The organism is Mesorhizobium sp. A556 (genome assembly GCF_054489545.1).
In genome coordinates, this window is sequence record NZ_JBTMXA010000001.1 from 510,025 (window position 1) to 519,237 (window position 9,213).

A 9,213-nucleotide genomic window follows, 5' to 3' on the forward strand; every position below is an offset into this window, starting at 1 on the left:
GCCCATCCCTGCATAACGCCGTTTCAAGCCCGACTGCAACCTACGCGCTCCCCTCAGGCTCGTCGTCCCGATCGTCCAGCAATCCCGAATAGGCGTCGACAATAGCCTGCGCAATCGCCATGGCGAGAAGCTGGCTGTCTGCTTCAATCGCCGGCTCGTCCAATTCGCGGGCGGACAAGGCGAGCGCCGCACCTTCGCGCATCACAATCGCGCGGGCGCGCCGCGCGGCAAGCGATCTGATTTCTGCGTCAAGATCGTCGTCTTCCATCTCCTGATCTAACCGTCTTTCCCCACTGATCACAAGCGGGGCTTGGCTAGCCTCGGTCGAGAACGGTTATCGCGTCGTTCAATAGGGACCGGAGTTCCTGCCGTTTGGTGTCCGCCAGGTCGAACGAGCTTTCTAAGCGCAAGAACATCTCGGCATTGATGCTTCGGTCATTTTCCACGGCGGCCAGTTTGATCCGCTTCATAAGGGCGGGTGATAACCGGAGGTGAAAGCTTGTCGGATCGGACTGTGACATGGCCAGTCCTTATGGCCGAAAGCTTAACGCCCCGAAATCGTTCCATGAATTGGTATAAAGCTACCAGTTCCTAGTACCATATCCCCGCTATCCACAGGCGAATGCTACATCTTGAAATATTACGTTAACACGCCGCAAAGGCTTGTGACGGACCATGCGAGATAACAGGTAGCGCGAAATTCCGTTGACATCCGGGTAGGGAATAGTTCCTATTATGTTCTCGTAAAACGGGAGGAAGCCGTGATCAAAATTAATACAGAAGACGTGAAGCGAGCATATCAACGGTAATTCAGGGCAGGGGTATCATGATTGAATTTGGGCCGCTCGTCAGGACGCGGAACTGTGAAACGTTAGCAAAGTTGCGGGAAATGGCGGCGGCGCGCCCGCTCGATCCAGTGATAAGAATCAAGCGCGGTGCCGAGATGGTTATTTCCGGGCTGGCTGAACTTCATGGAGGAAAGTTCCGCGCGCTGATTGATCACGAGGACCCGTTTGTGTCGATCCGACGTTGTCAGCAAGCGCAGCCTTAATATTTTTCATCAGAAATGACACGTCATCCGACGTAAGCCCGTCGATGCTCTCCAAGGTCGCCAGGATTTGCGGCTCGGTCCGAGCGGGATGGTGAATCTTCGTCCCCGCAAATAGCTCGACGGGTGATAGGCCCAACTCGCCGGCCAATTTCAAGACGTGGTGAACGCTAGGCTCTTTAGGGGGCTTTGTGGCGCTTCCTCGCATCTGACCAATGAAGTTTGCGCCGAGCTTGGCGGCAAGGCTGATAGCCCTGTCGCTGCGCCCGTCAGCATCTATCGCTTTGAAAAGGCGGTCTTTCCAATCGGCTTCCATGGCCGAATTGCTAGCATGACGCGCGCAAAAGCGTGTGCACGTTATGGCGGGTATTGATATGCCCGCTAAAGCGTGTATATTGCCTCGACATGAGCACAAACCTCCTCACAGACATTGATCAATTCCTGCGCCAGACCGGCATGGGAGAGTACCGCTTTGGCATCCTTGCCGTGAGCAACGGCAGACTTCTGGAGCGGTTGCGAACGCCGCGATCCAATGGCCAGCCGGCTCGCGTCTGGCCTGAAACAGAAGCGCAAATCCGATCATTCATGGCCGAGCGCGCCCGTTCTCCGATGGAGAAAACAGCATGATGGGCTTTGTCTATGCTGTGGAATGCGGCCAGCGGATCAAGATCGGCTTTTCGAACCAGCCGGAACTTCGGTTCAGCAAGATCGCTTCCGATGCGCCGTTCCCGTGCCGGCTTCTCGGGTACTGGCGCGGCAGCAGAGCCGACGAGATTGCCGTGCATCGCAAGTTTTCGGAATTGCGCGTTCATGGCGAGTGGTTTGCCTCGACTGAAACCCTGCTCGACTTCATTACCGGCATGAGGGTGGATACGCCGCCCATGCGTTCTAGCGCGCAGCCCGTTGAGTTTTGCGGCGTCCTTGTTCCTCGCGGGACAAAGAGCCGTTTGGCGGAAGCACTCAACATCACTCCCGGCGCTATCGCGCAGTGGAAACAGGTGCCGCCCGACCGTGCAATAGACGTTGAACGCGTCACCGGCATTTCCCGGCATCTCCTTCGGCCTGATGTTTTTGGCGCAGTACCGGGTCGCGCAGCATGACCACCGATCCCTTCACATGCGTTGATCTAGCCCTATGGACCGCGCTGACGGTTGCCGTGTTTGTGAGGCTGGCATGAGCGGCGCAGTGAAGCTCCTTCACCTCGATCCCCTTTTGCGAGAGGCCGGTCACTACGAAGGCCGCAACTTCGACGCCGAAGTCGCAAGCGTCGTTCGCCGTCTGATCGATGTGGAAGAACGCATCGATCTCGAAAACAAGCGCAAGGCGATGATCTACGCGGAAGCGAAGATTGGCGACCTCGACATTGGCGCTCTCAAAGCCGTTGTCCGCACCATTCGATATATGCCGCAAAGCGAGGCGGACGGCCTTCATGGCCTCAGCGAAATCGTCAAGCGATATCTCGACCTCGCCATCGGGGAGAAGCGATAGATGGCCGTCACCTCCCAATTCCTCAAGAGCATTATGGCCGAAGCTGGCCCGATCATCGAGCGTCAACTGAACGACGCCAAGCTGATCGCCGGGTTCCGCGATGTTGTTGCGGCCAATGGCGGCGATTGGGGTGCCCTCAAGGCGCTTATCAAAGCCCACGTCGAAGACGAGAACGACGATGCGGGCGACGGCAAGCGCGTCAAGAAGATCGTGGACAAGGCCGACGACACCGCCGCCTACGCCGACATGCTCGGCTTGGCGAATATGAACGAGAATAATTTTTCTGCCAGCCAATCCTACGCAGAAGCAAAGGGAGTCGAGCCGAAGCATCCCCTTCTCCAAGCGGCCAAGGAAATGCGGCAATCGGTTCAGGAATTGCGCTCGACGCCATTCGATCCAGAAACCGGCGAAATCCTTTCGATCACAGACACCCAGGAACAGCCGGAAGAAACGGCAACGAATACCCCGGCCTCTCGAGTTCAGGAGATTACGGGCGGCAATCTCAGCAAACCAAGCCCCGATGCTGGCGGAGAGGACCGGGCCGCTACGGCGGTTCACATAAGCGCCCAATCGGAGCAAGCCGCCCAACCTATTCCCCATTCGCCTGCATCCAAGCCCTCCCAAGCCTTGCAGGCGAAGCCCGAGACGGATGAGGATCCTGTCTCGGGCGCAATTTCCAAGCCCCTCAATCCAAACTGCCGCCGCGCAGTAAAAGGCGAGCAATGCGCTCTCATGCATTCTCAAGCCTCTTGTTCGACATGCGCGAATTTGGCGATGCAGGCGATGCAGGCGAGGGCGGCATGACGCAGTTCCTCGACTGGAAAGCTGGCGACAAAGTTGTTTGCGTGAAGCGCATCGTCGCGGACGTTTGGGCTGGCGAAATCCTCCCGCTCGTCGGGGCCGTCTACACCATCCGCGAAATAGCTGTGTCCGTCACGGACGGGCAAGAGAGTGTTGGCATCCGGCTCAAAGAGGTTGTCAACGCACCGCGTCAGTACAGCAATGCGTTTGCCGAAGCGCTTTGGCCTATCCAGGCATTCCGCCCGGTCCAGACCCGCAAATCCGACATATCCATCTTCACGGCCATGCTTCACGGCGCAAAACGCTCGGTGTCAGCATGACCGCGCCGATCATCATTAGCCGGAAGACCGAAGGCCCGAGGTCTAGCCTTGCAGTCTCCCGGCCTATGCGGGCGGCTCCGCATTCCAATTCGACGCGCGGGAGTGCAACAGGCTCCCGAAACAGTTCCGTCTACCAGCCGCGTCGAATGCGGGCAGGTGGTAGTGACGACCGGTTCAACTGCCGGGACGGCATGTCGGTTCCCAAGCAATTCCTGCCCGCAAGTTTTCACCAATCCGCTGTCCTCCCGGCGGATACCGGAGCGCTGATCGCTGCCCTCTCGGCTGATCGCCTCCGGTTCAAATTCTTCGGAGCTTTTACGGCGCTCCGAGCCGTCTTTCCTGGCATTAGCCGCGCGCTCCAAGCCTGCAAGCAATCTGCGCGCCGCTTCGCCAATCGTCTCCATAGTCTTTCGTTGCTCCTTCCTGCTGCCGATCATCATGGCAGGAAGGAACGACAAGGTGCTGTCAAAGAGTGACAAGAGTACGTCAATGAGTGACACAACGTTCATGCAGAATAACTTGCCGGAGGTTTTCGATCCTCGACGGTATGGGAGCGTCAAAGCTGCGCAGTATGCGGCTTATGACTTCATGAAGGGGCGCGTCAGGAAAGAACTGAAACTTAGACGCATTCGTCAACTGTGGGAGGGCAAAGCCTCTCGCGTTGATGGCGAAGAAAAAGACGCCTTACGAGAGGCCAAAATCGAGGAAGCCCGGAATGAATATAAAGCCCTTCGTCGCCGTCTTGAGCATCTTGAGACGATGCTTGCCTTGGCCGGTCAGGAAGGTGGTGGCGCGGCACTGGATAGCGGTCGGAAGCCGCCGCGCAGATTGGGCACAAGCCCTAGCCCCGGAATTGAAAGGTGACGAGGAATGATGTGGTTCAAGCGCAATGACGATCAAGCGGACAACGTTCTCGGCCTATGCGATGAACTGACCAAGGCGTTTGCCGTTGGCGAACACGAGGCCGAAGTGCTTCCGGTCACGCCCGCGCCGCCGACGATCCTTGACCGCACGGCAAGCAGCTTCAGCGCCTTCCTAAGCGACGCCCGGTCTAACGAGGCTCGGCTGGTCAATGAACGGGCAGCACTCGACGCCCGCTATGCCGAGGACTGCGCAGCCAACGACGAACTGCTGCGCCAGACTCGCCTTGTCATCAAATCGGTAGGACCGGCGCTAACCGCGCTGGACGATGGCTACGACCCCGGCGATGACGGTCGCAAGAGCTACGAGGTAGCTATCGCGGCCAAGCGTAAGCGATCGGCCAAGCCCGTTCTTATCGCGGCAGAATAGCCATGACGGTAAATTCATCCTGCCCATGGTGGCGATTTTGGAACCCTCGAAGCGGGTTTGTTGGCGGTTTGATTTTCTTCACCGTGGGCATGCTCGCGTTCCTGCTTTTCATCTGGATACTGTGGGGGGCGAGGTAGATGGGCTACGCCGAGTTCCTCGCTCAAAAGCGCATCGTAGACCCGATGACGGGCATGGTCGACGTTGGCGACCTGCCGGCGTTCATGTTCCCGCATCAGCGCGATATCGTGGCCTGGGCGTTGCGTCGTGGCCGCTCGGCAATCTTTGCCGGCACTGGCCTGGGCAAGACGGCTATGGAGTTGGTATGGGGCGAGAAGGTCGCCGCGTACACCGGCAAGCCGGTCCTGATCTTCGCACCGCTTGCCGTATCCCTGCAGCATATCCGTGAGGCCGGCAAGTTTGGCCTGTCGGCTCGCATCGTCAAGGATCAGTCGGAAGTCGGGCCGGGCGTCAACGTCACCAACTATCAGAAGATCGGCCATTTCGACCTGTCCGCGTTCGGCGGTGTCTGCCTCGATGAAAGCTCGATCCTCAAAAGCGTCGACGGCCATTATCGGACTCGGCTTATCGAGGAATGCGCATCGATCCCGTTCCGACTGGCTGCGACCGCAACGCCAGCACCGAACGACTTCATGGAGCTTGGCAACCATGCCGAGTTCCTGGGCGTCATGTCCTACACCGATATGCTCGCGACGTTTTTCATCCATGACGGCGGCGACACGCAGAAATGGCGGCTGAAAGGCCATGCCGAAAACGAGTTCTGGAAATGGATGGCCGCATGGGCGGTGATGCTGCGCAAGCCGTCCGATCTTGGCTATCCGAATGATGGCTACGACCTGCCGCCGCTGGTTCAAAATCAGCATGTCGTCGGTGTCGACTATGCGCCGTCGCTCGATACCGGCCTTCTCTTTCCGATGGAGGCGCGGTCGCTTTCCGAGCGGATTTCAGCCCGCCGCGATACCGTTACCGAACGTGTTGCCATGGCCGCGAAGATCACGCCGACCGATCGGCCTTTCGTTTGGTGGTGCAATCTCAACGGCGAGGCGGAAGCGCTCGCACGGCAGATCCCCGACGCGGTGAACCTGACCGGTTCCGATACCGACGATGTGAAAGAGCGCAAACTGCTCGACTTCACGGAAGGCCGAATCCGCGTTCTGGTCACCAAGGCATCACTGACCGGCTTCGGCATGAACTGGCAGCATTGCTGCGATACCGGCTTTGTCGGCCTCAACGATAGCTTCGAGCAGGTTTACCAGGCCGTTCGCCGGTTCTGGCGCTTTGGTCAGACAAAGCCCGTCAACGTCCATTTCATCGCCGCTGAGACGGAAGGCGCTGTTGTCGCCAACCTCAAGCGCAAGGAAGCCGACGCCGAACGCATGGCCGCATCCATGGTGATGCACATGGCTGATCTTTCCAGCGCCACGGTGCGCGGCATGGTCCGCGACCGGCCCGACTACAACCCGACGAAACCCGTCATCCTCCCTCAATTCCTACAGGTGGCAGCATGAACCAGCATGAGAGCATCTTGGCGGTCGATCAGGTCATCATGCCGGATTATGCCATCTACCAGGGCGACGCCTGCGATCTGATCCGCGCAATGCCGGGTGATAGCGTTCACTTCGGTATCCATTCCCCGCCGTTCGAAGGTCTGTATCGGTTTTCGAACTTCGACCGAGATATCTCGAACAATGACGGCGACGGCTTCTGGCAGCACTATGCATTTCTGATCCAGGAATTGCTGCGCGTCACCATGCCGGGCCGTATCCATGCTGTTCATTGCATGCAGCTTCCCACGTCGAAAATCCGTCACGGCCATATCGGGATGCGGGATTTCCGGGGTGAGATTGTCCGAGCCTATGAGGACGCCGGATGGATATTCCATTCCGAGGTTTGCATCTGGAAAGACCCGGTAGTGGCGCAGCAGCGCACCAAGTCGATCCGGCTGCTTCACAAGCAGATAGAGAAGGACAGCACGATCAGCGGGCAGGGCCTTGCCGATTATATGCTCATGTTCCGCAAGCCCGGCGAAAACCCCGAACCAGTCGCAGGCCGGTTTGATCGCTATGTTGGATACGGCAACGCGCCGATCGCCGCCGAACTGCGCACCGACAAGGACGCGGAAGACGCAAAGCGATGGTATTCGATCGAGGTCTGGCAGCGCTACGCCAGCCCGGTCTGGATGGATATCAACCAGTCGCGCACCTTGCAGTATCGCGGCGGGCGGGACGAGAAGGACGAGCAACACATATCGCCGCTGCAACTCGACGTCATCGAGCGGTGCATCGAACTGTGGAGCAATCCCGGCGACGTGGTGCTGACGCCGTTCCTTGGCATCGGCAGCGAGGTCTTCGGCGCGGTGTCTGCCGGCAGGAAGGGCATTGGGTTCGAGCTTAAGCCGTCCTATTTCCGCCAGGCCGTTCGGAACATCGCGGAACTCGATAAGGCTAAGACCGACAACCTGTTTCAGATGGTTGCGGCAGAATGACCGTTTCCACCCCCACAGAGGCGAGGGGGCGGACATCGCACCTGACGGCGGCTGAATATCTGTCGCAGTCAGGATCGCCCGCGAAGCCGCGCAAGTATCGGAACACGCCGGTTGTGATCGACGGCAGGCGCTACGACAGCAAGCGCGAAGCCGCCTATTGCGAAAGCCTTATCCAGCTTGAGAAGGCCGGCAAGATCGGTGGCCTAGAACTTCAGAAGCGTTTCCCGTTGCTCGGCCCGAAAGGCGAGGTGATCTGCGTCTACATCGCGGATGCCGCCTTCTGGGACCATGAGCAGGACCGTTTCAGGGTGATCGACGTCAAGGGCGTCGAGACGGACGTTTTCAAGCTCAAGCGCAAGATGATGCGAGCCCTCAAGGGCATCGAGATCGAGGTGGTGAAGTGACAACCAAACTCACAGAAATGATTATGTCTGAGGCGAGGGACTGGGCCGAACAAGCTATGGTTGATGACGACTGCGTAAAAGGCGGGGCGGTGTCGAATACTGACAGCCCTATCGAAGCGCAGTTGCTCGTGGCAGCGGCGTTCTGCTTCCGCATATTGGGTGACGCTGTGCTCGTCGCGCCGAAGGGCGAAGTCCTGAAGCCCTCATTCTATGAGACGTTGGCACACCCGTACACGACGCTTATCATCCCCCAATTCAAGGTTAAAGAATACCGGCTTGATTTTGCCCTATTCAATAGGGCTGAGCCGAGCGTGAAAATCGCTATAGAGTGTGATGGCCACAATTTCCATGAACGCACGAAAGAGCAGGCGCAACGCGATAAATCCCGCGACAGGGCATTACAAACGGCTGGATATAAGGTTCTTCGCTTCACCGGAAGCGAAATCTACCGGAAGCCCATGGACTGTGCCCATGAGGTCCGGGATGCCGTGTTCTCTGCCGTCGAAGACGCATGGATGGCGCGAGGATGAGCAACCGTGCCTGGATGCCTCTCCATATAGACGATTACCTGGCTGACACCGGGCACCTGACGGGCGCTGAGCACGGCGCTTATCTGCTTATGATCATGCACTACTGGCAGAACGGTAAGATGCCTGAGAACGAGCGCCTAATCGCGCGTCTCGCTCGCATGGATAGCGCCCAATGGGAGGAAAGCCGGGAAGTCTTGGCGATGCTGTTCGGTCCCAACTGGACCCACAAGCGCATCGATGCCGAACTCACCAAGGCCGATGATATCATCGAGAAGCGCCGGGCCGCCGCCAATGGCCGCCACCAAAAGGGCAAAGGCGATGCAAGTGCAGTGCATGTGCATTCCACAAGCACTGATACGGGCGCGTTACCTAGAACCTTAGACCAAGGGTTAGAAAAACAAGAACCTAGCGGTTCTTCCAAAAAACGCGGGACAAGACTTCCCGATGATTTTTCGCCGGATATGGCGGCAGCGGTAGAGGCCGGCCTTTCCCAAGCCGAGGCCCAACGCGAAGCGCTCAAGTTCCGCGATTACTGGATTTCCCAGCCCGGGCAGAAGGGCGTCAAGCTCGACTGGCCAGCGACGTGGCGCAACTGGTGCCGCCATGCCGTCGAGCGCCGCCCGCAACAACGCGGCGGATCGCCACCGGCTGAAACGGTCGGCTCATTCTCCCGCAAGCAACTTTTCGAACAAAGGCAAAACGATGCTACCGACAATTCATCAGGACGTGTGGTCCAAATCGACGCCCGACGATTGGAGAACAGCCCTAGCGGCACTCGAACGTTTGCCGTCTCGGGCAACCTTCTCGGTCGAATCTGACCAGCAGGTTT

Annotated in this window: 15 protein-coding genes; 12 read left to right on the forward strand and 3 right to left on the reverse strand. The window is 58.4% G+C overall.

All coding sequences use genetic code 11. The features are described 5' to 3' along the window. Positions 1-40 precede the first annotated feature (40 nt). The 3 genes from ACX3P0_RS02545 to ACX3P0_RS02555 all read right to left on the reverse strand — a co-directional run bounded on the left by ACX3P0_RS02545 (position 41) and on the right by ACX3P0_RS02555 (position 1,364). Entirely contained in the window at positions 41-268 is a 228-nt protein-coding gene (locus ACX3P0_RS02545) for a hypothetical protein (RefSeq protein ID WP_459086320.1), read from the reverse strand. 46 nt (positions 269-314) lie between these two features. Next, the gene (locus ACX3P0_RS02550; protein ID WP_459086322.1) at positions 315-521 is read right to left on the reverse strand and encodes an Arc family DNA-binding protein; all 207 of its coding nucleotides are present in this window, start codon (positions 519-521) and stop codon (positions 315-317) included. A 426-nt stretch (positions 522-947) separates the two neighbouring features. Further along, a complete protein-coding gene (locus ACX3P0_RS02555) occupies positions 948-1,364 on the reverse strand; it encodes a hypothetical protein (RefSeq protein ID WP_459086324.1) in 417 nt (138 codons plus the stop codon). A gap of 89 nt (positions 1,365-1,453) precedes the next feature. On the opposite strand from ACX3P0_RS02555, the gene ACX3P0_RS02560 reads away from it, so the two are divergent. The 12 genes from ACX3P0_RS02560 (at position 1,454) to ACX3P0_RS02615 (ending at position 9,202) form a co-directional block, all read left to right on the forward strand. Further along, positions 1,454-1,675 carry a hypothetical protein gene (locus ACX3P0_RS02560; protein WP_459086326.1) on the forward strand — a complete coding sequence of 74 codons (222 nt, stop codon included), beginning with the start codon at positions 1,454-1,456 and terminating at the stop codon, positions 1,673-1,675. Further along, complete coding sequence (locus tag ACX3P0_RS02565; RefSeq protein ID WP_459086328.1) at positions 1,672-2,148, forward strand: Cro/CI family transcriptional regulator; 477 nt, start codon at positions 1,672-1,674, stop codon at positions 2,146-2,148. Before ACX3P0_RS02560 ends, ACX3P0_RS02565 begins: the two co-directional genes overlap by 4 nt. Positions 2,149-2,221: 73 nt before the next feature. Then, positions 2,222-2,536 (forward strand): hypothetical protein, encoded by a 315-nt coding sequence (locus ACX3P0_RS02570; RefSeq protein ID WP_459086330.1) that lies wholly within the window; start codon positions 2,222-2,224, stop codon positions 2,534-2,536. Beyond that, positions 2,537-3,340: a hypothetical protein gene (locus ACX3P0_RS02575; RefSeq protein WP_459086332.1), complete on the forward strand. Its 804-nt coding sequence runs from the start codon at positions 2,537-2,539 to the stop codon at positions 3,338-3,340. It begins immediately after the preceding gene. After that, positions 3,337-3,657 (forward strand): hypothetical protein, encoded by a 321-nt coding sequence (locus tag ACX3P0_RS02580; protein WP_459086333.1) that lies wholly within the window; start codon positions 3,337-3,339, stop codon positions 3,655-3,657. Before ACX3P0_RS02575 ends, ACX3P0_RS02580 begins: the two co-directional genes overlap by 4 nt. Before the next feature lie 489 nt (positions 3,658-4,146). Further along, entirely contained in the window at positions 4,147-4,521 is a 375-nt protein-coding gene (locus tag ACX3P0_RS02585; protein WP_459086335.1) for a hypothetical protein, read from the forward strand. A gap of 6 nt (positions 4,522-4,527) precedes the next feature. Then, positions 4,528-4,947 carry a hypothetical protein gene (locus tag ACX3P0_RS02590; protein ID WP_459086336.1) on the forward strand — a complete coding sequence of 140 codons (420 nt, stop codon included), beginning with the start codon at positions 4,528-4,530 and terminating at the stop codon, positions 4,945-4,947. Positions 4,948-5,084: 137 nt separating this feature from the next. Beyond that, entirely contained in the window at positions 5,085-6,473 is a 1,389-nt protein-coding gene (locus ACX3P0_RS02595) for a DEAD/DEAH box helicase (RefSeq protein ID WP_459086338.1), read from the forward strand. After that, positions 6,470-7,450, forward strand: coding sequence for a DNA-methyltransferase (locus ACX3P0_RS02600; protein WP_459086340.1), 981 nt, complete (start codon positions 6,470-6,472; stop codon positions 7,448-7,450). The genes ACX3P0_RS02595 and ACX3P0_RS02600 overlap by 4 nt, the downstream gene beginning before the upstream one ends. After that, on the forward strand, positions 7,447-7,854 hold the full coding sequence (locus ACX3P0_RS02605) for a DUF1064 domain-containing protein (protein WP_459086341.1): 408 nt from the start codon (positions 7,447-7,449) through the stop codon (positions 7,852-7,854). The genes ACX3P0_RS02600 and ACX3P0_RS02605 overlap by 4 nt, the downstream gene beginning before the upstream one ends. Further along, the gene (locus ACX3P0_RS02610) at positions 7,851-8,384 is read left to right on the forward strand and encodes an endonuclease domain-containing protein (RefSeq protein ID WP_459086342.1); all 534 of its coding nucleotides are present in this window, start codon (positions 7,851-7,853) and stop codon (positions 8,382-8,384) included. The genes ACX3P0_RS02605 and ACX3P0_RS02610 overlap by 4 nt, the downstream gene beginning before the upstream one ends. Continuing rightward, on the forward strand, positions 8,381-9,202 hold the full coding sequence (locus ACX3P0_RS02615; protein WP_459086344.1) for a YdaU family protein: 822 nt from the start codon (positions 8,381-8,383) through the stop codon (positions 9,200-9,202). The genes ACX3P0_RS02610 and ACX3P0_RS02615 overlap by 4 nt, the downstream gene beginning before the upstream one ends. The last annotated feature ends 11 nt before the right edge of the window (positions 9,203-9,213 follow it).

Bases quoted from the DNA above. Each gene is read 5' to 3' on its own strand.
- ACX3P0_RS02545 (WP_459086320.1), bottom strand. From the start codon at position 268: ATGGAAGACGACGATCTTGACGCAGAAATCAGATCGCTTGCCGCGCGG.
- ACX3P0_RS02550 (WP_459086322.1), bottom strand. From the start codon at position 521: ATGTCACAGTCCGATCCGACAAGCTTTCACCTCCGGTTATCACCCGCC.
- ACX3P0_RS02555 (WP_459086324.1), bottom strand. From the start codon at position 1,364: ATGGAAGCCGATTGGAAAGACCGCCTTTTCAAAGCGATAGATGCTGAC.
- ACX3P0_RS02560 (WP_459086326.1), top strand. From the start codon at position 1,454: ATGAGCACAAACCTCCTCACAGACATTGATCAATTCCTGCGCCAGACC.
- ACX3P0_RS02565 (WP_459086328.1), top strand. From the start codon at position 1,672: ATGATGGGCTTTGTCTATGCTGTGGAATGCGGCCAGCGGATCAAGATC.
- ACX3P0_RS02570 (WP_459086330.1), top strand. From the start codon at position 2,222: ATGAGCGGCGCAGTGAAGCTCCTTCACCTCGATCCCCTTTTGCGAGAG.
- ACX3P0_RS02575 (WP_459086332.1), top strand. From the start codon at position 2,537: ATGGCCGTCACCTCCCAATTCCTCAAGAGCATTATGGCCGAAGCTGGC.
- ACX3P0_RS02580 (WP_459086333.1), top strand. From the start codon at position 3,337: ATGACGCAGTTCCTCGACTGGAAAGCTGGCGACAAAGTTGTTTGCGTG.
- ACX3P0_RS02585 (WP_459086335.1), top strand. From the start codon at position 4,147: ATGAGTGACACAACGTTCATGCAGAATAACTTGCCGGAGGTTTTCGAT.
- ACX3P0_RS02590 (WP_459086336.1), top strand. From the start codon at position 4,528: ATGATGTGGTTCAAGCGCAATGACGATCAAGCGGACAACGTTCTCGGC.
- ACX3P0_RS02595 (WP_459086338.1), top strand. From the start codon at position 5,085: ATGGGCTACGCCGAGTTCCTCGCTCAAAAGCGCATCGTAGACCCGATG.
- ACX3P0_RS02600 (WP_459086340.1), top strand. From the start codon at position 6,470: ATGAACCAGCATGAGAGCATCTTGGCGGTCGATCAGGTCATCATGCCG.
- ACX3P0_RS02605 (WP_459086341.1), top strand. From the start codon at position 7,447: ATGACCGTTTCCACCCCCACAGAGGCGAGGGGGCGGACATCGCACCTG.
- ACX3P0_RS02615 (WP_459086344.1), top strand. From the start codon at position 8,381: ATGAGCAACCGTGCCTGGATGCCTCTCCATATAGACGATTACCTGGCT.